We start from the raw sequence: 25,960 nt of genomic DNA, 5'->3' as shown, positions 1-25,960 counted from the left end.
GTCGGCACGGGGGCGGGGCCGGTCGGGGGCGGGGGCCGGGATCAGAGCTGCTCGCGCAGCGCGTCCGGGATCGCGTCGAACGCGCCGGACGTGCGGCCGATCCGGTCGATACGGATCGTGGCGGTCGCACCGTGGGCCGCGAGGCCCTCGAAGGCGGAGATCCGTTCGACGGCGGGCGCCAGGGACGCCGTGCCCTCCTTGACGGCACGCTGGTACGTGAGCGGCTTGAGGAAGCGGGAGACGGAGAGACCCGCGTTGTAGCGGGACGTCTTGCCGGTGGGCAGCACGTGGTTCGTGCCGGCGATGCCCTTGTCGGAGTAGGCGACGGTCGACCAGGGGCCGATGAAGACGGAGCCGTAATTGGTGAGGTTTCGCAGGTAGAAGTCGTCGTCCTCCGTCTGGATCTCCAGGTGCTCGGGGCCCAGGATGTCGGACACGGCGACGGCCTGGTCCCGGTCGCGCACGACGACGACGGAGCCGAAGTCGCGCCAGGCGGGCCCCGCGATGTCGCGGGTGGCGAGCGTCTCGAGCTGCCGGTCCATCTCGGCGACGACCGCCCGGCCCAGCTTCTCCGAGGTGGTGATCAGCGCGGCGGGGGAGTTCGGCCCGTGTTCGGCCTGGCCGAGCAGGTCCGCGGCGACCCAGACCGGGTCGGCGGTGTCGTCGGCGATGACGGCGACCTCGGACGGTCCGGCCAGGAGGTCGATGCCGACCTGCCCGAAGAGCTGCCGCTTGGCCTCCGTGACGAAGGCGTTGCCGGCGCCGACCAGCATGTCGACGGGGGCCTCGCCGAGGAGGCCGAACGCCATCGCGCCGAGGGCCTGGACACCGCCGACGGCGAAGACGCGGTCGGCGCGGGAGAGGTAGGCGCCGTAGAGCACGGCCGGGTGGGCGCCGTGCTCGCCGGAGGGCGGAGTGCAGGCCACCACGGTGGGCACGCCGGCCGTCTTGGCGACGCCCACGGTCATGAAGGCGCTGGCCAGGAGCGGGAAGCGGCCTGCGGGGAGGTAGGCGCCGACCCGCGACACCGGGACGTAGCGCTGTCCGCCCCGCACGCCAGGGGCGAGCTCGACCTCGAAGTCGGTCAGGTGCTCGCGCTGCGCCGAGGCGAAGCGGTGCGTGCGCTCGTAGCCCATCTCGAGGGCGGTGCGGACGTCGGCGGGCAGGGCGTCGCCCGACTTCTTGAGCTCGGTGGCCCCGATCTCGAGATCGCCGGACCAGCCGTCAAGCTCCTTGCCGTAGGCACGGACCGCGTCCATGCCCTTGGTCTCGATCTCCTTCAGCATCTGGGAGACGCGCTCGACCACCTTGGGGTCGCGCTGGGCGGGGGGACCGTCGACCTCCGGCTTCTTGAGCCACTGGAAGGGAGCGAGGGTCTTCTGTTCGTCGTGCGTGATCTGCATATCCGGGACGGTAGACGCGGCTGTGCCACAGGACTAGAGGGGCGAATCCTGCGCCTGCCACAGGGTTTCCCTGTAGGACTCCCGGCGGCGCATCCCCAGCCGCCAGCCGCCAGCCGCCAGCCGCCAGCCGCCAGCCGCGAGCCGCCAGCCGCCAGCCGCCCGTCACGTCAGTAGTCCGCTCCCGATCTCCCGGATGGTGTCCTCGGCGAGGCGGGCGAGTTCCCGGGTGGCGCGCGAGAGGGGGCGGCCGCGGCGCCTGACGAGCGCGATGGTGTCGTAGAGGGGCTCGGCGAAGGGCGCGGTGTGCAGTCCGGCGGGGAATCTGGGGCTGTCGATGACGGCCCGGCTCGCGATGGTGTCGCCGGCTCCGGCCGCGGCCAACTTCAGTGCGGCTTCCACGTGTTCGAGCTCGATCAGAGGATCGATCCGGGCTCCGGCGAGCTGGGCGCGCTCGGCGAGCTGGCGCCGGGTCGGGTCCTTCCAGCCGTAGTGCGCGTCATACAGCACGAGCGGCGCCCGGGAGAACGCCTCGATGGTCACGGGGACGCGGGTGCGCTCGGCACTCGCACTGACGAAGAACACCTCGTCCCGCATGAGGGGAGTGATGGCGAGGCCTTCGTCGTCGATGGGCAGAATGACCAGGCCCGCCTCGATCTGCCCCGCCGCGACGGCCAGGGCGGTCTCGGCGGAGTTCTGGCCCACGAGCCGTACGCGGACGGCCGGATAGCGGGCGTGGAACATCTGCACGAGGTTGGAGAGCAGGTAGTAGTCGGCGTTGCGGAGCACCCCGAAGGTGGCGGTGCCGCCGCCGAGCGAGCCGAGTGAGTGCACGGCCCGCGTCCCGCTGTCGGCCGCCGCCACCGACTCCTGGGCGTACGGCAGCAGCTCCCGCCCCGCCGCTGTCAGGGTCAGGGTGCGGCTGCCGCGCAGGAACAGCTCCGCCTCCAGCTCCGCCTCGAGGCGCCGGACCAGCTCGGACGCGGACGCCTGGGCGATGTCCATGGCCTGTGCGGCGGCGGTGAAGGATCCGAGCCGTTCGGCCTCGACGAAGGCCCGCAACTGGTTGAGGGTCACGCCGAGCCGCCCTTCGGGAGGAGCACCGCGAGACGGCTGCCGCGAAGGCGGGCATGTACGGGGGCGGGGAGGGAGGTGATCCTGTGCATACCTGCACCTTAGAAACTGACGCCACCGCGCCGGTGCTGAGGCCGGCGTGAGATGCCCGGTCAAGCCGGTAGACGCCGCCGATCGGGGGGCACCGCTGTCGCCGGTCCCGGTCCCGGGCTCGACAGCCGCAGTCGGCAAGGCCGTGTCGATCGTCGACGGCGGCTATGCGCGGCACCGGGGTTTCTGAAGTGGCCCCCGACACTCACCCACACTCACTCACTTCAGGCGGGCGGTGGCGGTTCCGCGTTTCCGACATAGGCACCGGCCATCGCACGGACCCGGGCCGACCATCCCAGTGCCGTCAGGTCGTCCGTGAGCGTCCGGGCATCGTGGAACACCTTCACGACGCGGTACCGGCTGCCGTCGTCGAGCCTGCGCAGCACCGCCGGGGAGGAGCCGTTCGCGAGGACCTCCTCCTCTGCCACTGCGGCTGGACCGTCGTCGATGAAGATCGCTTTGCCTCCCGGCACGAGAGCGGCGGCGACGGCGCTCCAGAAGCCGGGCAACCGTGCCGGCGGGACGTGGGAGAGCCAGAAGGCGAATAACACCGTGTCGTAGCGTCGCGGCGGCTGCCATTCGAACAGGTTGGCTTGCAGGAACTGGACGGCGGCGGATGCGGTGCGCTGCCGGGCGATGGCCAGGACTTCGGGTGCCGCGTCGACGGCGGTCACCGTACGCGCCCGCGCGGCGAGCAGCGGAGTCCATTGCCCCGTTCCGCAGGCCAACTCCAGCACGTCACCGGAAATCGGGAGGTCATCGACGACGGTCAGTCAGGCAGGTTCCCTTCCTCCGGGCAGTCATGCCGAGGGGTCATGTCGATGGGCCTGTCCGCCTGGCGATGGCCGCTGCGCGGTACAGCGTTGCGCGGCGCCCACCAGTTCCTCTCAGTGCCGAATTGAGCACCTCTTCGAGGGGGGCGGTGCCTCAGGCGTGGTCATTCCGCAGAGGGCGGCCTATGGCCAGGTCTTCGTCGAGCTTCGTCACCACCGCTGTGGCCAGGGGCGGAACGTATTGCGTAGCCCATTCCTCGACGGACGCCAGGAAACCGATGAGTTGGTCCTGGACTGATCCCAGCAGGTCCGGCAGCTGAGAAAGGGGCAAAGAAATGGGCAGCCCTTCCCGGTCGTCCCCATCGGGCCACAACTGGATGGTCGCCCCGACGTGCTCGACGCGTGGCGTGGGGTCGTGGCCGAGCCATGGTTCTCCGCCGTCCAGGAGATCAAGCCAGTCCCGCCAGTTCTCCAGGCCGAAGCAGCATCCGGGCGACGCCGTGACCCCGGTGGTGGTGTCCCGGATCCGCAGGCCGCCGGGGGCGACGACGCACTCCGTCGTCACCAGGCGGCGGATCTGGTCCACGCTGTTCTCGGGATCGCTGGCCCGGCGCTCGCGATGGCCCTTGTTGTAGCTGGTCAGGACCGCCATCGCAGTGCCTAGCTCGTGCGGTGACAGTTCGCCGGACAGTGACAGGAGGCGGTCGGCGGGCGGGGCGGCGACGGGCCACAGGGCGAAGTGTCGGGCCCGGTAACTTTCCAGCACGGCATCCATGATCAGCACGGCCCCAGTGTCGCCCGTGACCTGCCACGGGCGCATCGCCATTTCCCGAAGCCCTCGACTTGCCCCGTTTTCCGGTCTCGGCCCGCGACAGCCACGAAGCCTGAACTGCCCCGGTCGCCCGGGCCCCGAGGCGGGCGGATCCTGGAGGTATGAACGGCATACGCACCTCCGCGGTCGCCCGCCTGTCGGTCGCCGCGATGACCGCATGCCTTCTGGGAGCCGGCAGCAGCATGGCCGTGGCAGCTCCTTCACTGCCACCGACAGCTGACGAGGCGGGCTCCTGGGGAGACACGAAGAAGTGGGATGACGGCCTGACCGTCACCACGTGGAAGCCGGCGAAGTTCACGCCCTCGAACACTGCCGCCGGGCACGAGGCGGGCAATCAGGCCGTGAAGTGGCGCGTCAAGGTCCACAACGGCACCGATGAGCCGTTCGACGCCGTACTGATGTCGGTGTACGTGAAGTCCGGTGAGGACGGGGAGTCGTGCCCTCGGATCTTTGACAGCGCCGAGAACCTCGACTTCGGGATAGAGGGCAGCGTGTCACCGGATGCGAACGCCACCGCCGAGTTCGCGTTCGACATTCCGCGCGGCCAGCTGAACAAGGTCGACCTCGAAGTCGTACCTGACCTCGATCACGATGGCCGACACTGGGAAGGGAAGGTGAAGTAGGCAGCTGAGAGGCGGCGTCCGTGCTGCTTGAACCTCCCGCAGCGTGAGGTCCTACGGTCTCGCGGGCGGCGTCCTGGCCATGGTCCGGGAGGCCCAGAGAGCGTGAACTGCCCGCCGCAAGCGCTGCGTTGAGCCCGCCGCCCGGAGCGCGAGCGATGCGTTGAGCCCGCCGCCCGGAGATGCTCCGTCACCTCTTCTCCAGCGCCCTGCGGAAACCGAGCGGGCTGTGCAGGGCCTGCTCGATGCTCTCCAGGCTCCTGCCCTTCGTCTCCGGCACCTTCAGCGCCACGAAGACGATGCAGGCGACGTTCATCAGCGCGTAGAACAGGAAGGTGCCGGAACGGCCGATGGTGTTGATGGCCGTCAGGGCGGTCATGGCGATGAGCAGGTCGAAGCCCCACACGGAGAGCGTGGCCAGGCTGGTGGCCGGGCCGCGCACGCTCAGCGGCAGGATCTCCGGGCCGATCAGCCAGACCACGGCCTGCATCCCCACGCCGTTGAACAGGATGTACGCGAACAGCGAGATGATCACGGTCCAGCGTTGGGCGGCGGACTCTGTGGAGGTACTGAAGGCGAGCGCGAGCACCGCCATCGCCAGTGCCGAGCCGGGCAGGAACCACAGCATCGTGCGGCGCCGCCCGGCCTTGTCGACGGCGATGGCGCCCACCACCCCCGCCACGACGAGCATGGCGCCGATCCCGATGCCGGTGAGCAGGGAGACCGAGTCGCCGAAGCCCGCGTCGTTCAGGATCGTCGGTGCGTAGTAGACGATGGCGTTGATCCCGGTGAGCTGGGAGAACGCCGCGATGCCCACCGCGATCAGAAGAGCCGGACGCAGCCATCGCCGACGCAGCATGCGCCAACTGCCGCCCTCCGCAGAGGCGTCGGCCGCCACCGAGGCGATCTCGGCCACCTCCGCGGTCACGTCCGCTCCGGCGGGCCGCAGCCGTCGCAGCGTGCGCACCGCGTCGTCGGTACGGTTCTGCGCGATGAGCCACCGCGGGCTCTCCGGCAGGAACATCATGCCGACGGCCAGCGCCACGGCGGGGACGACGGCGAGGGCGAACATGACGCGCCAGCCGCCGTTGCCGGTCAGGGCCCAGCCGCAGAGATACGCGATGAGCTGACCGATGGCGACCATCAGCTGGAAGAGCACCATGAGCCGGCCGCGCACGGCCGCCGGGGCCAGTTCCGCGATGTAGACGGGCACCATGTTCGATGCGCCGCCCACCGCGAGGCCGAGCACGAAGCGCGCGGCGACCAGCGTCGTCACGTCCGGGGCGAGCGCGGCCGCCACCGCGCCGACGGCGAAGATCACCGCGACCGCCGCCACCACCTTGCGCCGACCGTGCCGTATCGCGGCGCGCCCCGACACCAGCGCGCCGACCATCGCGCCGAGGAGGATGACACTGACGACGATCTCCTGCTCGCGTGAGGAGAGGTCGAGGTCGTCCCGCAGGTGCAGCAGGGCGCCGGAGATGATGCCGGTGTCGTAGCCGAAGAGCAGACCGCCGAGGGCCGATACGGCGGCGACGGCATAGACCAGCATCGGCGGGCGCCCCGTGCCTCGGGGGCGGGCCGCCGGGCGGTCGGCCGCCAGGGTCACCTCAGGCATCGCCCATGACCAGACCCTCGATGGTGTGCTTCTGGGTGATGGGCGTCAGCTCGTCGACGACCGGGCAGTCCAGGTGGCGGCGCACCCGCTGCGGCAGCGTCTCCCGGTAGGCCCGGGTGATCGCGGTGTCGTGGCGTTCGGCGTTGTCGGCCTCCGGCCCGTCGAGGCCGAGCACGAGGACGGGCCGCGCCTTGACCGACTCGTTCTTGGTGCCGCGGTGAATGGTCAGCGCGGTGCGGGCCGAGATGTCGCCGCGCTGGGGGTACTTGCGCAGCGCGCGCTGCTCGTAGCGGCCGTAGCGCTCGCGGGGCGGGAACATGCCGTGCTTGAAATCGGGTTCGTCGTCCCATTGGGTGCCGGGCGCGATCTCGAAGGGGCCCATGTCCTCGGCGGTGTCGACGGCGGTGACGTTGAAGGCCAGGGAGGTGAGGCGGCGCTCGGCGCGCGTCTCGTCCGGGATGGGGAAGTCGCGGTGCCAGGGCTGGTTCACCGCGCCCTCCAGCGGTATGTCGAAGCCGAGTTCGACGATGCGGTAGTCGGGGCCGAGGACGGCCGTCGCCACCGACCTGACCCACGGGTGATCGACCAGGTCGACGAATCCGCGCAGCTGCTCGGGGTGGATCTCCACGTAGTAGCGGTGCGGGCCCCGGCCCACCGCGCCGTCGGGCCGGGAGCGCGCCTCCTCGAAGGCGGTCTCGATGTCCTCGCGCAGTCGGTCGGCCCACTCCTTGGTGAAGGCCCCCTTCCGCGCGGTGATGCCGTCGGCGTACAGGTTCGCCACGTCCCGGGTCACGTCGACGTCCAGGTCAGCGGGGCGGATACCGGGAAATGCGGACACAGTCATCCCTTGCCTCCTTGCAAGCAGAGCTTCCGCCCCCACATTGCATCGTTGAATGCAACGTTGCAATACCCTTCCGGGTACCTGCTTGGTAAACGATGTGCCATGAAAGGATGGCGCGGTGAGCAGTCGTCTGAAGGATGTGGCCGCCCGCGCCGGCGTCTCCGTGCGCACCGTCTCGAACGTCGTCAGCGGATCCGCTTCCGTGGCGCCCGAGACCCGCGAGCGCGTGCAGGAGGCGATCGACGAACTCGGATACCGCCCCAACCTCGCCGCCCGCAGCCTGCGCGCCGGCCGTACCGGCATCATCGGCCTGGCCATCCCCGAACTGCACTCGCCGTACTTCGGCGAACTGGCCGGGCTGTTGGTGCAGGAGGCCCAGCGCCGCTCCTGGACCGTGATCATCGACCAGACCGGGGGAGACGCCGACGCCGAACGCCGCCTGCTCGCCCGGGGCGGCGGACGCGTGGTCGACGGCCTCATCATCAGCCCCTGGGCAATGGACCCGGCCGAACTCGCCGCGACCGCGCCCGCCGTGCCCCTCGTCCTGCTCGGCGAGCGCAGCCCGCAAGGAGCGGCGGACCGCGTCGCCGTCGACAACGTCACCGCTGCCGACGAGGCCACCGGCCACCTGATCTCCCTCGGCCGCCGGCGCATCGCCGCCATCGGCCTGCAGCCTCACCTGCACAACGGCACCGCCCGGCTGCGCGCCGAGGGTTACCGCCGCGCGCTGGACCGCGCGGGGCTGCCTCGACTGCCCGAAGCCCAGCGCACCGTCGCCGCACTGCACCGGGCGGACGGAGCCCGCGCCATGGCCGAACTCCTCGACGGGCCGACCGCGCCCGACGCCGTGTTCGCCTTCAGCGACGAACTCGCCCTGGGAGCCCTGCACGTGGCGCACGAACGAGGCCTGCGCGTGCCCGAGGACCTCGCGATCGTCGGGTTCGACGACATCGAGGACGGCCGCTACAGCCACCCCCCGCTGACCACCATCGCGCCGGACAAGCAGCAGATCGCCGAACGCTCCCTGCAGTGCCTGGCGGACCGCATATACAGTCCCGGCAACGCCGTCCCTCCGCAGGAGCTGACCGTGCCGCACCGCCTGATCCGGCGCGGCACGACCTGAGAGCCGACGGGCCGTACCCGCGCGAGAACCTCGCGCCGTCTTCGGCTCCCCCAGTCCAACTGCGCCCGCAGCGGCGTACGTTCGCCTCCACGCCCGCTCCTCCTGGTGCGGTCGCCGGCGATCGGTGTCCTCGGGCTGACCCGCCCTGCCATCTACCCGGCGAGCGGCACGAAGAGGACGTAATACCGTTCCAGATCCCACATCGCCTTCGGCCAGTCCTCGGCCTCGGCGGCGGCAGCCCGGCGTTCTGCCGAGTTGTCGCGGCCGTGCGCGTAGATGTGGACGCGGTAGGTCCTGGCGGGGTCGAGGTGCAGGTCCGACGGCCGCAGGTCTTTGCCGGCCGACATCCCCCGGAGGGGGTATCCGCCGTCGCTGACGGCCATAACGCCCTTGTGGTCCGGGCGATAGTCGGACGCCGACAGGAGCCGCCACCCGTTCTCCTCCGGGGCGGCGGCGCGGTCGGCGATCTTCAGTGTCACGCGGGCAGTGTGGTTCCGCACGCGGCTGACGACGGTGATCTGGCCGGGGTGGCGCGTTACCTTCTCGGCCAGGTAGTCCGGTTCCGGAAGCTTGGGTTCAGGGCCTTGTTCGACGATGTAGAAACGGCTCCGGTCGATGCGCACATCCCAGGTCACCTGTTTCCCGCGCTCTTCTTCCACGACGGCATCCACGCGCCGCAACTCGTCACGGCACTCCACCGGCACGGCCTGTACGGAAAGGTCCACGGTTCCGCTCGGAGGCGTGATGGCTCTGGAGACCAGATCGGCCCTGGCGCGGTCGAGGCTGTCTGCCGCCACCGCCTCGCAGTCGACGGGAACGGTTGACGCGGTGCTGTAGTCGGAGGAGAACGCGTGGTCGGTCGTCAGCCCGGCGCCGAGGACCAGTACGAGCGCGGCACTGCTCAGGACCGGTCTCGCCTGCCATCCGGAAAGGGCCTCGCTTCGCGCTGTTGTGCTCATGCTCGGTGGGTCCTCTCACATCGCCACCGCGTTGTCGTCCGGCGGGGGTTGTCGGCTGACGGTCAGCCCGTCACGGGGTTCTTACACGCAGGCGGCAGCCGCTCGCAAGATCGCCCGAGCGGGCCGGCCGGACGATGCGCGTCGGGCTGCTAGGGGGTTTGCTCGGGTTCCGTGATCCCGAGGTCGACGCGCATGACGTGCCGCATGCGCCACAGGGGATCCCACAGCTGGTCCATGCTGTGCCTGGCGGCGCTCAGGCTCTCGCCTCTCTGCGCGGTGCCCCCGTCGAGACGCATGAGCAGGCCGTAGAGATCGCCGAGATGGCGGTTGGCCGTGCTGGCTGCCGCTGCCACAGAGTCCGGCAGCACCATCTGGGCCTCGGCGTGACGCATACGGTGCTCACGGCGTGCCCGCTCCAGATCCGACCGCAGCTCCTCGGTCACCTCGTTGTTCTCCAGCGCGTGGAGGACCCTCGTCAGCACGTTGGCCAAGTCGCGCGTGCCCGCGCTGAGGGCGGCGTAGCACGTGCGCCGCGCCTCCAGCCGGGCCTGCCGAGTGTTGTACTCGCGCTCGTCCCGCTGGAGTTGCCTGGTGTGCTCCAGTTCGCGGGCCCTGGCGCGATCGGCGCCGCGCTGCGTGATGACGGCGGCCGCGAGCGTGCCGCCGATACCCAGCACCGCGATCACGATCGGACTGACTGAGCTGTCCATCTGGCCCCCCGGCTCCAATCGGCTCGCCGGGACTGTACCCGCGCCGGCGCGCCTTGTGCCGGGGCGGGGCGGTGACACCTGCGCTCCCTGGAGGCGCCCGTGCTTTTGACGTGCACGGCCGGGGACTCGCCGTCGTCAGCTATCTTGCGGGCCCGGCTCGCCGAGGGCCACCAGGCCGTGCGCATCCAGTCCGGCATCCCCGGCCTGAAGGCGGTCTACGGCGTGCACAGCACCGACGAGAGCGGTGCAGCCGTCCTGCACCAGCAGGCCCGCCCGCTGGTGGAGGACTGGGACACCGACGCCTACCTGCGGCACGCGCACACCGTCTTCGAGGCGGTCCGCCCGGAGTTAGGCGCCGAGTTACCGCTGCTGCACGACGCACACCACCGGCTCAGCCCGATCCAGGCGGCCGGGCTCGGCAAGGACCTCGAACCGTACCGCCCGTTCTGGCTGGAGGACTGCACACCGGCCGAGAACCAAGAGGCCCTGAGACTGGTGCGCGGCCCTGATCACCGAGCAGTTGATCGACTACGTGGCTGCCCGCTCCGTGTCTGCTCTGTGTCCGGCTCTCAGATCACCATGACGCGGCGCCCGCGCGTGTGACCCGCCTGGCTGTCGGTGTGTGCCGCCGCGGCGTCGGCGAGTGTGTACGACTTCTCGACCGGGATGTGGAGCTTGCCCCGCGTGATGAGGTCGGCGGCCTCGGCGAGGGCGTCCGGCACGCTCCCGGCGACGCCCGAGAAGCGGACGCCGAGATCCGGTGCCGTGAGGTCGGCGATGGAGACCACCTTCCGCGGGTCGCCGGTCAGTTCGACGAGTTCGCGGATGACTCCCGAACCGGCCAGGTCGAGAGCCGCGTCGACGTGGCCGAGCTGCCGCACGCGTTCCACCCAGCCCTCGCCGTACGTCGTGGCGAGGGCGCCGAGGCTGCGCAGATAATCCTGGTTCGCGGCGCCGGCCGTGCCGATCACCGTAATGCCGCGCTCGCGGGCGATCTGCAGCACCGCCGATCCGACTCCGCCGGACGCACCGCTGACCAGCAGCGTCTGCCCCGGCTCCACGCCGACCTGGCCGATGATGCGCAGCGCGGTCTCCACTACGGAGGGGTACCCGGCCGCCTCTTCGAACGTCAGGCCCTCGGGCATGCGGGCCCACGCTCCCAGTACGGCGAACTCGGCGTAGGTGCTGTGCCCTTCGCCGAACACGTGGTCGCCGATCTCGACTCCTTCGACGCCCTCGCCGACCTCGTCCACCGTCCCGGCGGCGTCGAGCCCCACCCCGGAGGGCAGCTCGGTCGGATGGGCGCCCAGGACCTGGCCCTCGCGGACCCTCCAGTCGACGGGGTTCACGCCTGCCGCCCGCACGGCGACGCGTATCTGGCCGGGGCCCGCGTGGGGCTCCTCGGCATCTATGAGTTGCAGGACTCCGGGGCCGCCGAACTCGGCGAAGCTCACTTTCTTCATGCCGCCGAACGTAGCACTAACGGTTAGTGTTTCAAAACGGTTAGGGTTTTGTATTTGGTAGTGTCAGTGCATGACCGTGCAGACCGGACGTCGCGAGCGCAAGAAGGCCGCGACTCGCCAGAAGATCGCCGACACCGCCCTGCGGCTCTTCCTGGACCGCGGATACGAGGCGGTGGGCATCCGCGACGTGGCCGCCGAGGCCGACGTGGCCGTCACCACGGTCTTCTCCCACTTCGCCTCGAAAGAGGCCCTGGTGTTCGAGCTGGACGAAGACTTCGAGCAACGCCTGACTCAGGCGGTCACCGGCCGCGCCCCGCGCGAGCCGTTCATCGCCGCGCTGCGCCGCGAGATCCACGCCCTGGTGCGCCATTGCGCGGCGGAGGACGCCGCCCCGATCTGGCACATGATCGACGAGTCTCCCGCCCTGCGGCAGTACGAGCAGTCGATGAGACTGCGCCACGCGGAGTCGCTGGCAGCGGCTATCGCCGCCGATCCCGACCTGGCCCGGGGCGCAACGGCAGGCCGGGCGATCGCGAGGTTCGCCATCGACGCCTTCTCGCTGGCCCGCGAGGCGGAAGACCCGGAGGCCGTGGTGGACGAGGTCTTCCGGATGATCGAGGCGGCATGGGAGAGCACCTCGCCTGATCGGCGGGCGTGAGGCCGCCAAGCGGGCCGCCGGTACCGTGTCCCGGCTTGATCGCCGAGAAATGAAGTAGCGGGCGAGCGCGCCCTCTTGGCCATGACGGCGATGGCAGCGGGGCGGCGGGGCGGTGCGTGGGGCCGGATGAGGCAGTTTGGCTCTGGCATTGAGATGCGACCCGCCGATACCCGTTGCTACGCGTCGCTACCCGTCTCGTAGCCGAAGAAGGTACGTCGCCGTCACCGCGACGGCACGGTCCTGGTCCTGCGACAGCTCTACGAGGGCATGTGCCGTCCTCGACCCGGGGATGCCGGCCAGCGCCTGGGTCAGCCGCCTGCGGGCCGGCGCCTCTGTGGTGTCCTGGGCGAGGCGTTCGATGAGCGTGGTCGCCAGCTGGTCCGCGCGCGCGGTGTCGCCGGCCAGCACGCTCAGGGCATCGGCCGCGTCGGTGTCGTTACGCCCTTCCACGATCATGTCGACGAGCGTCGGGACCGCCTCGGCTTCTCCTCGTGCCCCCAGTGCCAGCGCCGCATGCCCGCGCACCACGGCGTCGGGGTGCCCCAGGGCCTCGCGCAATTGCGCGCCGGCCTGGTCGCCGGGCATTTCGGCGAGGGACTGCACGGCACGTTCCCGTACCGCGGCCACCGGTGCGCCGAGGCCCTGCGCCAGCAGCGCCGCAGCGCCCTCGCCCGATCGGGCGAGGGCCCATCGAAGCGCCCCGGCGACGTTCGGCTCCGTCTCGCTCAGTGCCGCCTCGACCAGGGCCTCCACCGGCACCGGCACCTCGTCTGCCGAGGAGAGAGCGGCACGCTGGCGCGCGTCGGCGTTCTTCGAGCCAAGGGCCTGGAGCAGCGCGACGACCTGGAGAACGTCCTCCCAGCCGGCGGGGCCGGCGGCATCGATGCGGCGCAACCGCGTGAGCAACTCGGTCTCGGCCGCGATGCGTTCGCGCGTCTGCGCGATGAGGTCGCCGACGAGCGCCGACGGCGTGAAGCCGGAGTCGTCGAGGGCGCGTCCGATCTCGCGCAGCGAAAGTCCCAGGGACCGCAGGCTCTCGATGTGGAAGATCCGCCGGATGTCCTCCCCGGAGTACTCCCGGTATCCCGAGCCGCTGCGCCCGGAGGGCCGTACCAGGCCGAGCGATTCGTAGTGCCTGAGCATGCGGGCACTGACCCCGGACCGCCGCGCCACCTCACCGATCAACACGCCTTATTGTCCCTCCTGCTCGGACCCGCCGAGGGCCACGACGCGCTTCGCCTCCTCGATGGCGAATTCGAACCCGGTGTCCGGGTCGCGCAGCAGCCGTTGCGTCGCGAGCGCGTGCGCGTGCACCCGTGGGTCAGGGCTCGTCGTTGCCTTGTGCAGGGCGGGCAGGATGACTTCGCCCAGCGCGACCAGTGCCCGGCTCAGACTCAGCTGCGTCTCCCGCTCACCGCGCCCGAGCTGTGTCGCCAGCGCCGTGGCCAGCGAGGGTTCCTCGCCTTCCGGTACGAGCAGGACCGCGGCCCGCCAGGCGCTCCTGGCCACCTCGTCGTCGGCATCGGACAGCAGCGCCCGTGTGATGGCCGGCCACGCCCGCTGATCCCCGATCTTGGAGAGCGTGTGCAGCGCCTGGCTCCGGGCCTGCGCTCGCGGCGAGCGGACCTCGCGGAGCAGCCCGGGGAGCGTCAGGGAGACCGGGTGGCGGGTGAGCGCCCAGGTCAGCATGTCCCGGACGAAGAACTCGGGCTCGATGGCGCAGCGTTCGATGAGCTTGTCGACGAAGCGCGGGTCGGGCGCCGTGCCTACCGCCAGAGCGGCCCGCAGGCGCACCGACGCATTGTCGTTCTCCAGGCCCCGTAGTGCTTGCAGTGCTTGCAGGTCTTGCGCGTCGTGTCTCGTGATCGTCATGGAGACCACCTCCTTGGCGAGCAGTGAAGACCTTGTCACCGTGTCAAGGTCAAACAACGCCTGCGGCAGTGCGTGACAGCCGGCAGTGCGCGGCGAGGTGCGGTGCGTGACACGCGGCAATAGGTCACGCACCGGAAGTAAGTCACGCGCGGCAGCGCGTCACACCGTGACCGCACCGTCCGACGCCGAGCCGACGATGGCCGCGTACTTGCTGAGCACCCCACGCTCGACGGGGCGCTCCGGGCGCGTCCAGCCCGCCCGGCGCTCGGCCAGTTCTCCGGCGGGTACGTCGAGGTCGAGCGTGTTGCGGGCGGAGTCGACGACGACCGTGTCACCGTCCGCCACGAGCGCGATGGGTCCGCCGTGCCATGCCTCCGGGGCGACGTGGCCGATCACGAGGCCGCGCGAGACACCGCTGAAGCGTCCATCGGTGACCAACGTGACCGACTCACCCAGGCCCTGCCCCACCAGCGCCCCGGTGATCGACAGCATCTCGCGCATGCCCGGCCCTCCGGCCGGGCCCTCATAGCGGACGACCACCACATCGCCGTCCGTGATCCGCCCGCTCTGGATGGCCTCGAAGCACTCTTCCTCGGAGTCGAAGACCCGCGCCGGGCCCCGGCGGACGAAGTCGGGGCGCCCGCCCAGCTTCAGCACGCAGCCGTCGGGAGCGAGCGAGCCGCGCAGGATCGCCAGTGCCCCCGGCGGTTTGACGGGGGAGTTCACCTCAGCCACCACGTCCTGCCCCTCCGCGCCGACGGCGGACGAGGCCACGTCCGCCGGTGAACGCCCGTCGACCAGGGTCACCGAGTCGCGCAGCACGCCCGCTTCGAACAGCCGGGCCGCCACCAGCGAGGTGCCTCCGGCGCGCCACAGATCGGCGGCCGTGTAGGGCCCGGACGGTTTGAGCGCGGTGATGATCGGCACCGCACGGCACACCGCGCCGATCGTATCGATGGCGAGGTCGACCCCAGCCTCGCGGGCGATGGCAAGCAGATGCAGGACCGCGTTGGTGGAGCCGGCCATCGCCGCCACGGAGACGATGGCGTTGTGGAACGCGTCCTGCGTGAGGATCGCTGACGGCCGTAGGTCACGGGAGAGGACGTCGAGCGCGAGCGCGCCGACCTGTTCGGCAGCGGCCGTCTTCTCCGCGGCCGTGGCGGGGATGTCTCCGACGCCGAACGGCGCGAGGCCCAGGAAGTCCGCGACCGTGCCCATCGTGTTCGCGGTGTACTGCGCCGCGCAGGTCCCCGCGCCCGGGCAGGCGTGCCGGGCGAGGTCGTCCACGTCCTCCTGGCTGACCCGTCCGACGGAGCGTTCGCCCAGGGCCTCCCACATGTCCTGAATGGTCACCTCGCGCCCGCGCCACGTCCCCGGCATCATGCTGCCGCTGTAGAGGAGCACGGACGGGATGTCGAGGCGAGCCATGGCCATCATGGCGGCGGGCACCGTCTTGTCGCAGCCGACGATGCAGACCATGGCATCGAACTGATGGGCCCGCCCCATGAGTTCGATAGAGTCGGCGATGACCTCCCGGCTGACGAGCGAGGCCCGCATGCCGGGCGTGCCCATCGTCAGGTTGTCCGAGACGGCGATGGTGTTGAACTCCATGGGCGTCCCGCCGGCCCCGCGTACTCCCGTGGCCACATGACGTGCCAGGTCACGGTGCGTCAGGTTGCAGGGCATCGTCCCGGTCCAGGTCGCGGCGATACCGACGGTGGGACGCCGCATCTCCTCCTCGCCCAGGCCCATCGCGTACAGATGCGAGCGAGCCGGTGCGCGGTCGGGATCGTCGGCGATGCTCATGAAGACTCCTTGGGCGTGGCGGCGTACGAGCGTAGACGCGTGGGAGCGTACGGGTGCGGAGGCTTACCGGGGGCGGTCGGTCACGTGGATCGGGCTATGCAGCACCCCGAGTCCCTCCACCTCCACCTCCACCTGCAACTTCAACTTCACCTCCACGATGCCCCGTCCCACAGGCACAGTTGCGGGTCCCGGCGGACCGGGGTGAGTACGGCGTCCCGCGCGCGGCTCAGCGCTCAGCTCAGCGCTCGGGCAGGGGATGGATGGTGACGCCCTGGACGACGCGGTTGACTTCTCCGTCGGGGAAGGGATTGTCCGGCCGCATTCCGCAGGCCAGCGAGGCGGCCAGGGCGACCAACTGGGCGCACAGCACGGCGGGCAGTGCCAGGGTGGCATCGTCGGCGTCGGCCATGCCGTCCACCAGCCATGTGTGTTCGGCCGGCAGACCGTCCGGACGGCCGGCGACCGCCACCACCTGCCCTGCGGGCAGACCGGCGCTCAGCTCCCTGAAGATGTCCAGGTCGTACTGACGGGTGTACGGGTCGTTCGACACGTAGACGACGGCCGCTGTCCGCTGGGTGAGGAACGCCTTCGGTCCGTGCCGGAAGCCCAGCGACGAGTCCGAGAGCGCGGCCACCGCGCCTCCGGTCAGCTCGAGCAGCTTGAGCGCGGACTCGCTGGCCAGGGCCTGCAGCGCGCCGCTTCCCAGATAGACGAAACGGTCCGGAGCGCGGTCGGTCAGTTCGGCGATCCTGTCGGGAACGTCGCCGGACAGCAGGGCTGCGGCCGAGTCGGCGCAGCCGTCGAGGCCCCGGATGTGGCTGCCGCCCAGCGAGTGGAGCGCTCCGAGGAGCATGCAGGTCAGGCTGGAGGTCATCGCGAAGCTCTGGTCCTCGGCCTCCGGCGGCGTCAGGAGCACGTAGGAGTCGGTACGGTCCTGGTGCCGGGCGGCCAGCGAGCCTTCCGCGTTGCAGGTGATGACGAGGTGGGAGCAGTGGTCGAGCAGCTGATCGGCGATCTCGGTCGCGGCGATGCTCTCGGGGCTGTTGCCGGAGCGTGCGAAGGACACGAGCAGGGTCGGCCGGTCACGCTCCTCGAAGCAGGCGAGGGGTGTGGCGGTGATGTCCGTCGTGGCGACGGCCTCGACCGCCCGGCCCGTCGTTCCCCGCAGCGCCGCGCGCACGATCTGTCCCGCGTACGCGGATGTGCCTGCGCCCGTGAGGACGATCCGCAGCCGGTCCTCGGCCAGAAGAGGTGCAAGGAACGTGTCGAGGGCGGCGCGCTCCTTCGCCATGCGGGAGGCCATCTCGGCCCACAAGCGCGGTTGCTGGTGGATCTCGCGGTGCGTGTGGGCGGCGCCCTGGGGCACCTCGGGGCGATCGGGGGTCTCGGGGGCGGCGGTCTTCACGCAAACTCCTTCAGGCAGAGGCAATTTGGGCGCGCACCCCTCAGGAGGTGCCGAGGGCGCCACGCTGGCACCCTATTCATTTCCATTAACAAGCGTCAATGAGCAAAAATGAGCAACAGTGAGCGATGCTGGATCTGGGAGTGTCCCAACGCCCCTCCCGGCGAGTCCCGTTCGGGAGGGAGCAGCGGCAGGCTGCTCGTAGGCGACGTCCGTCGCCCGCGGCGGAGTCAATTTCTGGCAGAGATGAGCAACCCCAGTAAGCTTCCCGTGAGGGACAGACGGGCCACCGCCTGCCGCAAAAGTCGCAGGGCAGGACCGAGCCGGTCTTCGCGCCCACGCCGAGGAGAAGAGAGACCAGGCCATGCTGGGCGCCGAGCGAAGGAAGAGGTTGCTCCACGCGGTGCGCGCGGAAGGCGTCGCCCATGTGGGCATGCTCGCCGAGCGTCTGGACGTCAGCCCTTCGACCATCCGCAGGGACCTGTCCGCGCTGCAGGCCCAAGGCCTGCTGAACCGCACCCACGGCGGGGCGATGGCCGAAGCGGTCCAGGCGGACGAGCCCGACCGGCCGCAGCGCAGCGGGGTCGCCTCCCGGGAGAAGAGCAAGCTGGCGAGCGCCGCCGTGGAGCACATCGCCCCCGGCGCCACGATCCTCGTCACCGGCGGTACGACCACTGCCGCGATGGTGCCGCTGCTAGAGGGGATCGAGCGGCTGACGGTGGTCACCAACTCGCTCCATCTGGCCGTTGACCTCGCCCGTTTCGAGGAGATCAGCACGGTCGTGCTCGGCGGTTACCTGCGCCATCGGGAGATGTCCCTGCTGGGCCACCTGACGCGCCAGGCACTGGAAGAACTACAGGTGGACGAGGCGTTCGTGGGCGCCTATGGCATCACGGAGGCCGGGATCAGCGGCGCGCACGTGGACGAGGCGGAGACTGACCGCTGGCTGCTCTCGCGCGTACGGCGGATCACGGCCCTGGTCGACGGATCGAAGTTCGGCCGCTCGGGCCCGGTCCGCATTGCGCCCGCCCGCCAGCTGTACCGGGTCATCACCGACGGCTCGGCACCCGAGGACGAACTGGACGCGCTGCGGGCCGCCGGGGTGGACGTCGTGCAGGTCTGAGAACGATCCGTACGGTCTGATCCGACGACGTCCTGAAGGTCCGAGCGGACCCATCAGACGATGTCGTACAGGTCTGGGCGGAGCAGGTCACTCTCCCGTCAGCCGCACTCCAGTCGCCCACTCGCCCCAGATCCCCGTTGTGCCTGGTTGCGTGACTGCCAGCAATAACGTGTAGCTGTTGACTGAAATTGCTCACTTGACCGTCCGGGAACTGCCGCCGGTGGATGGAACACCCGTCACCGCCGCCACCTACGCCAACCCGCGATCGCGAACACCAACACCAACAGCGTCCCCAGGAACACGAGGAAGCGCCACCTTGTGTCCGCCCACGATGCTCTCCGCACCACATGCGTGCTCAGTGCGTACAGCGCGGCGGCAGGAACCGTCATCGCCAACCGGACCGCGAGTGGCCCGTCTCCCAAATTCATGCCTCCCGGCTACCCGGAGGACTCCAAGATCAGTGCTCGCAGAGCGAGAACTCGCGCTCGTAGACCTGTTCGTTGTGTTCGGCGATGAAGAACTTGCGTTCCCGCATGAGTTCTTCGCGGTATTCCTTGGCCTGCTCCAGTGTCATGGTCGAGGTGTCTGACCACGGTTGCTGCGGTGGTACGTCGGAAGTCGAGACGATGTTCTGTGAGGGGTCGACCAGGAAGAACGCGAGGATCTTGCGGTATCCCGGCCGGCCGGGGTCTGCGAGGCGGAACGATCCGACGCGGTGTTGCAGGACGTTCGGGAAAGCCAGGCAGCGGCCTGCCGGGGTCGAGGCCGATCCGAGGTTCTGGTTGAGAGGGTCTTCGTCGTCCAGGCCGTACACCTCCCTCATGCCGGCGTCGTCGTTCTGCTCGTAATCCGGGTCGTCGATGGCCGCGCGGAAACTGAGCCGGCTTTCCGTGATGTTCTCGCTGTCCCAGTAGTAGATGCCGGTCGAGACGATCCGCTCGTTCCGCATTCCCTCGACATGCCAGGAACCGCCCTCATACTCAGGCTTCTCCGGAGTGAGGTGAATCGTGGCGAGCTTGACGATGACTTGCAGGCGACGGCCGCGCAGGTCGACGCGGGCGGAGTCGTCGAGTGCCGCGGGCGGGGTAAAGGCCGGGGCGTCGGGCACGGTCGGGAGGCGGTTTTGCCACCAGTCGTCCATCGCCCTTTCATATGCCGCGTAAGCGTCACTGTCGTGGGAGTCGTCGGGTGCGACCGGCTCACTGCCCTCGTACCAGGAGTAGGGATCGGCCTCGATCCGCGGAGGCCGCGGATGGCGCAGGTCGGTGAGCACGTTCTCCCACAGCGGGAGCATGCGCGCGAACAGCTCCGGCAGCACGGAGGCGAGTTCGCGGTGCTTTTCGGGGTGGACGTTGTTGACGTACGAAAGGAAGGACACGTCCCCGTCGTCGCCGACCTGCACATCAGTGGGCAACCACTGGAACTTCTCCGAGAATTCGTGCTTCGACCAGTAATTCGGCGTGAACTGCCAGGCCCGCTCCGGCGCACCGCTCACTTCGCGTACGAGGCAGAAGAGTGAGGGGTGCACCACGTCCAGTACCTGGCCGTCGGACCCCGGATGCCAGTCCTTCTCCGCTTCGGGGATTTCTTCCAGAACCCGAACCGCCGCACGCAGGCGGGACCGCAGCTCCTCGTCGATCAGCGTGTCCGACTGCCAGACTCCGTCGACGCCGGTCAGCTCGATGCCGGTGTGCTCGTCGCGCAGCCCGGCGTAATAGGGGAGTTCATCAAGAACATAGCGAATCTGCGCTTCGGTCATGCCCTGGGCAGACGCTTCCCGGGTCCAGCTGGCAACAATGCCGGGGTCGTTCATCTTGACGAACCACGAGGGCTTTTCGCGGATAGCGGCGCTGCACTCCATCATCTGCAGCTCGCGCAGAGTCCGGGGTATCGCGGCGGCTGCGCCTGCTCCGGAAAAGGGCAGCGGGAAGGCAGTCAGATCAGTCAACTTCTCTCGGTCCTCACAATGGAAGTGCAGTGCCGCGAAGCGTACTTCAGGCCACTGACAGCGCCGCTTCGGCCACAGCCAGCCGGAGCTAGCCCGAGCTAGGGGCCATTCACCCAGCCCAACGCCCTGTCAGGAAGGTGAGGGTGACGACCGTCGTGAGCGGGGCGCCCAGGCACAGGCAGATCGTGGTGAGGCGTGGGCGGCGCAGGCTCCAGGCGGTCAGGGCGATCCACAGCGGCCACCACACGAGGGTGGCGCGGGGGATGGACATGTACCAGTACGAGGTTCCGAGCGCCCAGAGGTTGAGGGCGAGGTAGAGGGCTTCGGGCCAGCGGCGGCGGTAAAGCAGCAGAGCCAGCAGGAGCAGACCTGCGGTCATGGCGAGGAGTTCGGCCTGGAACATACCGGCGTACCCGAGGGCCTGCGTGTGCGAGAAGGCCGCCTCCCAGGTACGGGACCACGCTTCCCACGGTGCGTGGAAGGTGCGGTGCCAGCCGCGTTCCTGCGCGTGCTGCCAGGCCATCCAGTCACCGGTGTGCGCGTGCAGGTACCAGCTGTAGAGGGCCGCCGGGAGCGCGGGCAGAGCCAGCCACGGCAACGCGCGCCGGCGCCGGTGGGTGCGGGCGGTGAGCAGGAAGTGCAGGGCGATGGCCGCGGCCAGGAAGAGCCCGGTGACCCGGACGGTGGCGGCCAGGGCTGTCAGCGTGGCGGCCAGGGGCCAGTGACGCCGCTGGGCCGCGAGCCAGGCGGGCAGGGCCAGGGCGAGGAAGAGGGCCTCGGTGTAGCCGACGGCCAGGAACACGGCACACGGTGACAGGAGCAGGAACAGGGCGGCGCGTCGGCCTGCGGACGGGTGGCGCAGATGGAGGCGGGCGATCCTCGCCAGCGCGAGGACCGCGACGGCTCCTGCGGCCAAGGAGATGAGCAGTCCGGCCGCGGTCCAGTGCGGCACCACGAGGTGCACGGTGCGCAGCAGGAGCGGAAAGCCGGGGAAGAAGGCCTCCCGGTTGTCCCAGCCGCTGAGCGCGGGACCGGCTCCGCCGGGGAAGTAGCCGTCGCGCGCGATGTGCATGTAGTGGGCCCAGTCCCAGTGCTGGAAGGGGGCGAGGACACTGTCGGGCGCATGGGCATCCGGGTTCTGGGGGAAGAGCCAGCGGGCGCAGTAGGCGGTGATCCAGAGGGCCAGGCGCGTCAGCAGGTACAGCCAGAGCACTTCGCGGTCGGCGGGTGACAGCCGCAGGGCGGCACGGCCGGAGCGGGGAGACGGCCGAGTCAGGGGCAGCGGCTTGTTGTCGGTGCCGGTGCCGGTCTCGGCGCCGGGTTGTACGGGGGCGATCGGGCGCTCGGACGGACGCGCCGCCGATGAGGGTATGAACAGGGGCATAAGGGACTCTTCTGGGTGCGCGTGGGCATGCGGCATCGGCCGGTGAGGCGGCCCGCCGGATCACGGGGGTGTCAGGACGGAGATGCGCGGAGCGGTCGGTCTACGGGCAGGCGCGAGTGCTCGGCGGCTCAGCGCGGGGGCGGGCTCGTGCTGGCGTTGTGGGTCGGGGGGTTCGTCGGCGTGGAGGAAGGCGGCGGGGCGGTGTCCATCGGGGACGGCGCGGGCCGGGAGGGTGTGTTCGCCGGGGGGACCGGCGCCGGATCGCCCGGAAGGAGCGTGACCGCGGCCGCTCCGCCGGCCCCAAGGACCAGGCACGCGGCAAGCGTGACCACGGCGCGCCGGCGGCGCTGCGACCTTCTGCCGCGCTCGGCGATCTGCGCGAACGGCGGCAGCCCTGCCTGGGTCTGGCCGCGGTCCGCGGCCTCACGGAACAGCGAGCGCAGCGGGTCGTTGGGTTCAGACATCGAAAGCCTCCTCCTCGATGCGCGGGTCCTTGAGGCGGCTGGCGAGTGCGGCTCGCCCGCGGAACAGATGTGTCTTGACCGTGCCGCTGGACAGGCCCGTCTCACCGGCGATCTGCTCGACGCTCAGGTCGCACAGGTAGTGCAGGGTCATCGTGCGGCGCTGCTGGGCGGGCAGGGTGCGCAGTGCGTCCACGAGCACGACGGCCTCGGGGCCGGGGCCTTCGGTGTCCGGCGGTGCGCTGCTGCGCTGCCAGGCCTCCGTGGTGCGCCGCCGGGAGCGCCAGCGGCTGACCGCGAGGCGCCAGGCGGTGGTGCGGATCCACGCTTCGGGCTGCCCGTCACGATCGAGCCGGCGCCGATGCCGCCAGGCCCGCACGAACGCCTCCTGTACGACGTCCTGTGCCTCGTGCAGGTCGCCGAGCATGACGTACAGCTGCCCCGTGAGACGCGTGACCGTCTGGGCATAGAATTTCTCGAACTCCTCGACGGTCAACGACCACTCCCGGATCTCTCTCGCTTCACCTGGCATACGCCTGCCGGGCACGATCCGGTTGACACCGCTGCGAACACAGCGGAGTGATCGTCGTCACGCGCGACATCGGGAACGCGGGGGAGCTGAACTCACTCTGCGGTAAACCCCGCCAATTGTGCGTCAGCTGGGTATGGGGGCGGCGGGGAAAGCGAGTTGGAGTCCGGGAACGTGGCAACAGGTTTGTCCGACAAGAGCACCGGCGGGCGATCTCCGTGGCCGTTGCGTGGGCCCTCGTCATCCCGGATACGTCGACACTCCGCTAACGGGTGAATAGGCGCAGTACCGGGGCATTGGCGGATGTACTGGCCCCTCCTAGCAACTCACGTTTCGTTCTGGAGTGACATGCGTACCCGTAATCTCCCCCTCGCCCTGAGCCTTGCCGCTGTCGCCCTGGCCGGCGGCGCCGGCAGCGCCGTCGCCATCGGCGACGACACCGGCACCACCTCGCTCAGCGGCAACGGTGCCGAGACGGCGTTCGGCAACAGCGCCACCAAGGGGGACATGAGTCTGCAGGGGGCCCTGGTCCAGGGCTCTTTGAACAAGCTCTGCCTTGGTGTGCCCGTCAAGGCGAACGTCGGCGCCCTCGTCGGTCTCGTGCCGATCGCCGTTCAGGACATCCCGATCCTCTCCGCGCCGCAGAACCAGCAGTGCGCCGAGAACTCCACGCAGGGCAAGCAGGACGAGCCGCTGTCGCACATCCTCAACGACATCCCGGCGCTGTCGGGCAACGGCTCCAACAACGGCTGAACCTGACGACGCCTCCGCGGGCCGGGTGCCGCCCGGCCCGCGGAGGCGGTACGAGGGGCCTGTGGCCCCGCAGTTGCTCCGCTCGCGGACCGGCTGCAGGGCCACAGGCCCCTTTGTGGTGCGCTGCGAGACGCCGGAAGCGCGATCGGCCGGATGCCGCCTTTCGTGGGCGTGTGCATGCCAATAGGCTGTGCGCCCTTCACGTACTGGGGGTCCCGTGAACGGTCTCCGTGTGGTCATGGTCTGCCTGGTGATCGCGTACGCCGCGCTCGTCTCACCCGCTGCGGCCGTGTCACCCGCTGCGGCCGTGGCGCCCGCCGCGCCCGCGTCACCCGCCGCACCCGCGAAGCCGAGTTGGGCGGCGCTTCCGGTGCCCGCGGCAGCCCCGCCGGTGACCGTGTCCGATCTCGCTGCCCGCGGGCCGGACGAGGCATGGGCCACCGGATACGAGCAGGCCGCCGATGGACTGCGGCCGCTGCTGTACCGGTGGAACGGCACGGCGTGGAGCCGGGACACCACCTTCCCCGGCGCCGGTGAACCGGGCCGGCTGGGCAAGGTGCAGTTCGTCGGCAACGAGGTGTGGATCCTCCGCAGCGACGGCGCGGGGGAGGGGCAGATACTGCGCAGGTCGGCGAGCGGATGGAGCACCGTCCCGCTGCCGCAGGCCCTGTGGACCTACCAGGACTTCGCCGCGGTACCAGGTGCCGCGTGGGTGGTCGGCGAGGACGACGCCGGACTGAAGGTCCTGTACTACGACGGCTCCGGTTGGTCCGAACAGCCGGTCCCGGACGGTGTGTTGTACCTGATGGGAGTCACCGCGCGTACCGCCACCGACGCCTGGGCCCGGGCGGACACCGATACCGGAACCACTGTCCTGCGCTGGGACGGCACGGCTTGGCGGGACGCGAAGGTGCCGCTGCCGGCGAACAGCAACGTGCACACGATCCTGCTCGAACCGTCCGGCCGGGCCACGATCGGCGGCAGCCAGTACTCCGACGGAGTGGCCCGCACCTACCTGATGACCTGGAACGGCCACGCGTGGCGCACCACCTATCCACCGCTGGGCGACACCTACACCGAGGCCATGGTGCGCGGCCCGGACGGCGCGCTGTGGCTGCCGGTGCGCAGCGACCGCGCGTTCCGGTCCAAGTACGCGCGGGTGGAGGGCAACCGCACCACCTACTCCTACGGGCCCGAGCGCACGCACGCGATCGACGTCAAACCGCGTGCACTGGCACGTGCCGGCTCCGTACTGCTGTCCTTCGGTACCGCCGAGATCTACGGCTCGAAACCGAACCTGATGAGTGAGCGGCTCGGAGGCTGAGGCTGACCATGGCACACCAACTTCCCCGGACCCGAAGCCTTGCCTGGACCCGCAGCCTCCCCAGGGTCCGCCGACTGCTCGTCGCGGCCCTCGCCGTCGCCATGACCTGCACGGCCGTCATGGCATCGGCCGCGGCGGGGGCGCAGGCCTGGCAACACGTTGCGGTCCCTGCGCAGGTGCGCCCGCAGGCCGGGCTGAACGAGGCCGTGGCGTTCGGCCCCGACCTGGCGTGGGCGGTGGGCACCGACGCCGTCGGCCGCGAGGCACCGGGCTTCCCGCTGATGCTGCGCTGGGACGGGACCGCGTGGCAGCGCCAGGATCTGCGCGGGGTCGGCTGGCAGGGAGAGCTGTTGTCCGTCGCCGCGACCTCGCCGTCCGCCGTCTGGGCGGTCGGCCGTGACGCGACCGGCGGTGCCCGTCTGCTGCGCTACGACGGCAAGACCTGGCAGGAGACCCGGCCGCCGCGCGGTGTCGTGCTGACCAAAGCCGTCAGCGGCGGCGACGAGACCTGGCTGATCGGTTCGCGGGACGGGGCGCAGGTGTTGCTGCGCCGGGACGGGGGCGACTGGCGGGAGGTGCCCGTGCCGCCGGGATCCGTGTACGGCCTGCACATCCTGGCGGCCGACGACGTCTGGGCCGCGGGCGCCAACACCTCCGGTGCGGCCGTATCGCACTGGAACGGGCAGGCATGGCAGCAGACGACAGTGAACGGATTCCCGCGGTCGGCCGTGAGCAGTGTGCTTGCCGTCTCGCCGACGGAGGTGTGGGCCGGAGGCACGGAAGGGTTCGTCGGCGGCCCGCCGGGCCGGCCGATTCCCCCGCTCCTGGTCCGCTTCGACGGGCAGGCGTGGAACCGGGTGACCGTGCCCACCGACTTCGGCTCCGTCAGCTCACTGGTCCCCGCCTCGTCCGGCGAACTGGGCTGGGTCTCGCTGGCCCGCTCGCAGAAATGGGGCCCGCCGGGCAGCAACCCGCCGCTCGTGCCCGGGCCGGACTTCCTTGCGTGGCACGGACAGACCTTCACCGAGTACAGCGAACCGGCCGTGGCGGGGGAGGGCGAATCCCGGGTGCTGGGGCTGACGCCGGTGCCCGGCACGGCGGCGGTGTGGTCGGTCGGCCGGGCCGACGGCCCCGAAGGCACCTTCGCCCCGCGCATCCTGCGGTACGGCTGAGCAGGCAACTGGCGCCGCGGCAGGC

General features: G+C 70.4%; 23 protein-coding genes and 2 pseudogenes. 8 read left to right on the top strand and 17 right to left on the bottom strand.

Features of this window, described 5'->3' with window-relative positions:
* Nucleotides 1-41: 41 nt before the first annotated feature.
* The 4 genes and pseudogenes from hisD to IE226_RS05180 all read right to left on the bottom strand — a co-directional run bounded on the left by hisD (nt 42) and on the right by IE226_RS05180 (nt 4,121).
* The gene (gene hisD / locus IE226_RS05195) at nt 42-1,403 is read right to left on the bottom strand and encodes a histidinol dehydrogenase (RefSeq protein ID WP_190079798.1); all 1,362 of its coding nucleotides are present in this window, start codon (nt 1,401-1,403) and stop codon (nt 42-44) included.
* Between the two features lie 162 nt (nt 1,404-1,565).
* Entirely contained in the window at nt 1,566-2,477 is a 912-nt protein-coding gene (locus IE226_RS05190; RefSeq protein ID WP_190079797.1) for a LysR family transcriptional regulator, read from the bottom strand.
* Between the two features lie 311 nt (nt 2,478-2,788).
* Nucleotides 2,789-3,337: pseudogene (locus IE226_RS05185) on the bottom strand (class I SAM-dependent methyltransferase); the annotation flags it as partial.
* A 154-nt stretch (nt 3,338-3,491) separates the two neighbouring features.
* The gene (locus IE226_RS05180; RefSeq protein WP_190079796.1) at nt 3,492-4,121 is read right to left on the bottom strand and encodes a hypothetical protein; all 630 of its coding nucleotides are present in this window, start codon (nt 4,119-4,121) and stop codon (nt 3,492-3,494) included.
* A 149-nt stretch (nt 4,122-4,270) separates the two neighbouring features.
* On the opposite strand from IE226_RS05180, the gene IE226_RS05175 reads away from it, so the two are divergent.
* Nucleotides 4,271-4,792 carry a DUF4352 domain-containing protein gene (locus tag IE226_RS05175; protein ID WP_190079795.1) on the top strand — a complete coding sequence of 174 codons (522 nt, stop codon included), beginning with the start codon at nt 4,271-4,273 and terminating at the stop codon, nt 4,790-4,792.
* A 187-nt stretch (nt 4,793-4,979) separates the two neighbouring features.
* Here IE226_RS05175 and IE226_RS05170 read toward each other — a convergent pair whose 3' ends face one another.
* Nucleotides 4,980-6,407 carry a sugar porter family MFS transporter gene (locus IE226_RS05170; RefSeq protein WP_190079794.1) on the bottom strand — a complete coding sequence of 476 codons (1,428 nt, stop codon included), beginning with the start codon at nt 6,405-6,407 and terminating at the stop codon, nt 4,980-4,982.
* Complete coding sequence (locus IE226_RS05165) at nt 6,400-7,251, bottom strand: phytanoyl-CoA dioxygenase family protein (RefSeq protein ID WP_190079793.1); 852 nt, start codon at nt 7,249-7,251, stop codon at nt 6,400-6,402. Before IE226_RS05165 ends, IE226_RS05170 begins: the two co-directional genes overlap by 8 nt.
* A 115-nt stretch (nt 7,252-7,366) precedes the next feature.
* On the opposite strand from IE226_RS05165, the gene IE226_RS05160 reads away from it, so the two are divergent.
* Nucleotides 7,367-8,371 carry a LacI family DNA-binding transcriptional regulator gene (locus tag IE226_RS05160; protein ID WP_190079792.1) on the top strand — a complete coding sequence of 335 codons (1,005 nt, stop codon included), beginning with the start codon at nt 7,367-7,369 and terminating at the stop codon, nt 8,369-8,371.
* 152 nt (nt 8,372-8,523) lie between these two features.
* Here IE226_RS05160 and IE226_RS05155 read toward each other — a convergent pair whose 3' ends face one another.
* Nucleotides 8,524-9,330: a hypothetical protein gene (locus tag IE226_RS05155; RefSeq protein WP_190079791.1), complete on the bottom strand. Its 807-nt coding sequence runs from the start codon at nt 9,328-9,330 to the stop codon at nt 8,524-8,526.
* 149 nt (nt 9,331-9,479) lie between these two features.
* Entirely contained in the window at nt 9,480-10,040 is a 561-nt protein-coding gene (locus IE226_RS05150) for a hypothetical protein (RefSeq protein WP_190079790.1), read from the bottom strand.
* A gap of 144 nt (nt 10,041-10,184) precedes the next feature.
* Between IE226_RS05150 and IE226_RS05145 the strand changes: the two are divergent.
* Nucleotides 10,185-10,541, top strand: a pseudogene (locus tag IE226_RS05145) (enolase C-terminal domain-like protein); the annotation flags it as partial.
* Nucleotides 10,542-10,609: 68 nt separating this feature from the next.
* Here the strand turns inward: IE226_RS05145 and IE226_RS05140 are convergent.
* Complete coding sequence (locus tag IE226_RS05140) at nt 10,610-11,503, bottom strand: NADP-dependent oxidoreductase (protein ID WP_190079789.1); 894 nt, start codon at nt 11,501-11,503, stop codon at nt 10,610-10,612.
* 70 nt (nt 11,504-11,573) lie between these two features.
* On the opposite strand from IE226_RS05140, the gene IE226_RS05135 reads away from it, so the two are divergent.
* Nucleotides 11,574-12,161 carry a TetR/AcrR family transcriptional regulator gene (locus IE226_RS05135; protein ID WP_190079788.1) on the top strand — a complete coding sequence of 196 codons (588 nt, stop codon included), beginning with the start codon at nt 11,574-11,576 and terminating at the stop codon, nt 12,159-12,161.
* Between the two features lie 186 nt (nt 12,162-12,347).
* Here the strand turns inward: IE226_RS05135 and IE226_RS05130 are convergent, their stop codons facing one another.
* From IE226_RS05130 to IE226_RS05115, 4 genes are all read right to left on the bottom strand, one after another.
* Entirely contained in the window at nt 12,348-13,349 is a 1,002-nt protein-coding gene (locus IE226_RS05130) for a MerR family transcriptional regulator (RefSeq protein WP_190079787.1), read from the bottom strand.
* 3 nt (nt 13,350-13,352) lie between these two features.
* Nucleotides 13,353-14,033 carry a HEAT repeat domain-containing protein gene (locus tag IE226_RS05125; protein WP_190079786.1) on the bottom strand — a complete coding sequence of 227 codons (681 nt, stop codon included), beginning with the start codon at nt 14,031-14,033 and terminating at the stop codon, nt 13,353-13,355.
* A 159-nt stretch (nt 14,034-14,192) separates the two neighbouring features.
* Nucleotides 14,193-15,839 carry a dihydroxy-acid dehydratase gene (gene ilvD, locus IE226_RS05120; RefSeq protein ID WP_190079785.1) on the bottom strand — a complete coding sequence of 549 codons (1,647 nt, stop codon included), beginning with the start codon at nt 15,837-15,839 and terminating at the stop codon, nt 14,193-14,195.
* A 238-nt stretch (nt 15,840-16,077) separates the two neighbouring features.
* Entirely contained in the window at nt 16,078-17,244 is a 1,167-nt protein-coding gene (locus IE226_RS05115; protein ID WP_229870504.1) for an SIS domain-containing protein, read from the bottom strand.
* A 361-nt stretch (nt 17,245-17,605) separates the two neighbouring features.
* Here IE226_RS05115 and IE226_RS05110 point away from each other — a divergent pair, with 361 nt between their 5' ends.
* The gene (locus IE226_RS05110; RefSeq protein ID WP_190079784.1) at nt 17,606-18,364 is read left to right on the top strand and encodes a DeoR/GlpR family DNA-binding transcription regulator; all 759 of its coding nucleotides are present in this window, start codon (nt 17,606-17,608) and stop codon (nt 18,362-18,364) included.
* Between the two features lie 457 nt (nt 18,365-18,821).
* On the opposite strand, the gene IE226_RS05105 is transcribed toward IE226_RS05110, so the two are convergent.
* From IE226_RS05105 to IE226_RS05090, 4 genes are all read right to left on the bottom strand, one after another.
* Nucleotides 18,822-20,342, bottom strand: a complete 1,521-nt coding sequence (locus IE226_RS05105) for a DUF4246 domain-containing protein (RefSeq protein WP_506417417.1) — start codon at nt 20,340-20,342, stop codon at nt 18,822-18,824.
* A 79-nt stretch (nt 20,343-20,421) separates the two neighbouring features.
* The gene (locus IE226_RS05100) at nt 20,422-21,696 is read right to left on the bottom strand and encodes a mannosyltransferase family protein (RefSeq protein ID WP_190079782.1); all 1,275 of its coding nucleotides are present in this window, start codon (nt 21,694-21,696) and stop codon (nt 20,422-20,424) included.
* A 128-nt stretch (nt 21,697-21,824) separates the two neighbouring features.
* Entirely contained in the window at nt 21,825-22,160 is a 336-nt protein-coding gene (locus IE226_RS05095) for a hypothetical protein (RefSeq protein WP_190079781.1), read from the bottom strand.
* Nucleotides 22,153-22,653 carry a SigE family RNA polymerase sigma factor gene (locus IE226_RS05090; RefSeq protein ID WP_190079780.1) on the bottom strand — a complete coding sequence of 167 codons (501 nt, stop codon included), beginning with the start codon at nt 22,651-22,653 and terminating at the stop codon, nt 22,153-22,155. The genes IE226_RS05095 and IE226_RS05090 overlap by 8 nt, the downstream gene beginning before the upstream one ends.
* A gap of 381 nt (nt 22,654-23,034) precedes the next feature.
* Here IE226_RS05090 and IE226_RS05085 point away from each other — a divergent pair, with 381 nt between their 5' ends.
* From IE226_RS05085 to IE226_RS05075, 3 genes are all read left to right on the top strand, one after another.
* The gene (locus IE226_RS05085; RefSeq protein ID WP_190079779.1) at nt 23,035-23,439 is read left to right on the top strand and encodes a rodlin; all 405 of its coding nucleotides are present in this window, start codon (nt 23,035-23,037) and stop codon (nt 23,437-23,439) included.
* A 217-nt stretch (nt 23,440-23,656) separates the two neighbouring features.
* Nucleotides 23,657-24,763, top strand: a complete 1,107-nt coding sequence (locus IE226_RS05080; RefSeq protein ID WP_190079778.1) for a hypothetical protein — start codon at nt 23,657-23,659, stop codon at nt 24,761-24,763.
* 8 nt (nt 24,764-24,771) lie between these two features.
* Nucleotides 24,772-25,935, top strand: a complete 1,164-nt coding sequence (locus IE226_RS05075) for a WD40/YVTN/BNR-like repeat-containing protein (RefSeq protein ID WP_190079777.1) — start codon at nt 24,772-24,774, stop codon at nt 25,933-25,935.
* Nucleotides 25,936-25,960: the final 25 nt, after the last annotated feature.

Source organism: Streptomyces longisporoflavus (assembly GCF_014649775.1).
Lineage (GTDB): Bacteria > Actinomycetota > Actinomycetes > Streptomycetales > Streptomycetaceae > Streptomyces > Streptomyces longisporoflavus.
Note: the sequence above shows the minus strand (reverse complement) of the source record. Positions and strands in the feature narration are given on the sequence as shown.

Bases quoted from the DNA above. Each gene is read 5' to 3' on its own strand.
- hisD (WP_190079798.1), bottom strand. From the start codon at position 1,403: ATGCAGATCACGCACGACGAACAGAAGACCCTCGCTCCCTTCCAGTGG.
- IE226_RS05175 (WP_190079795.1), top strand. From the start codon at position 4,271: ATGAACGGCATACGCACCTCCGCGGTCGCCCGCCTGTCGGTCGCCGCG.
- IE226_RS05170 (WP_190079794.1), bottom strand. From the start codon at position 6,407: ATGCCTGAGGTGACCCTGGCGGCCGACCGCCCGGCGGCCCGCCCCCGA.
- IE226_RS05165 (WP_190079793.1), bottom strand. From the start codon at position 7,251: ATGACTGTGTCCGCATTTCCCGGTATCCGCCCCGCTGACCTGGACGTC.
- IE226_RS05155 (WP_190079791.1), bottom strand. From the start codon at position 9,330: ATGAGCACAACAGCGCGAAGCGAGGCCCTTTCCGGATGGCAGGCGAGA.
- IE226_RS05150 (WP_190079790.1), bottom strand. From the start codon at position 10,040: ATGGACAGCTCAGTCAGTCCGATCGTGATCGCGGTGCTGGGTATCGGC.
- IE226_RS05140 (WP_190079789.1), bottom strand. From the start codon at position 11,503: ATGAAGAAAGTGAGCTTCGCCGAGTTCGGCGGCCCCGGAGTCCTGCAA.
- IE226_RS05135 (WP_190079788.1), top strand. From the start codon at position 11,574: ATGACCGTGCAGACCGGACGTCGCGAGCGCAAGAAGGCCGCGACTCGC.
- IE226_RS05125 (WP_190079786.1), bottom strand. From the start codon at position 14,033: ATGACGATCACGAGACACGACGCGCAAGACCTGCAAGCACTGCAAGCA.
- ilvD (WP_190079785.1), bottom strand. From the start codon at position 15,839: ATGAGCATCGCCGACGATCCCGACCGCGCACCGGCTCGCTCGCATCTG.
- IE226_RS05110 (WP_190079784.1), top strand. From the start codon at position 17,606: ATGCTGGGCGCCGAGCGAAGGAAGAGGTTGCTCCACGCGGTGCGCGCG.
- IE226_RS05100 (WP_190079782.1), bottom strand. From the start codon at position 21,696: ATGCCCCTGTTCATACCCTCATCGGCGGCGCGTCCGTCCGAGCGCCCG.
- IE226_RS05095 (WP_190079781.1), bottom strand. From the start codon at position 22,160: ATGTCTGAACCCAACGACCCGCTGCGCTCGCTGTTCCGTGAGGCCGCG.
- IE226_RS05085 (WP_190079779.1), top strand. From the start codon at position 23,035: ATGCGTACCCGTAATCTCCCCCTCGCCCTGAGCCTTGCCGCTGTCGCC.
- IE226_RS05075 (WP_190079777.1), top strand. From the start codon at position 24,772: ATGGCACACCAACTTCCCCGGACCCGAAGCCTTGCCTGGACCCGCAGC.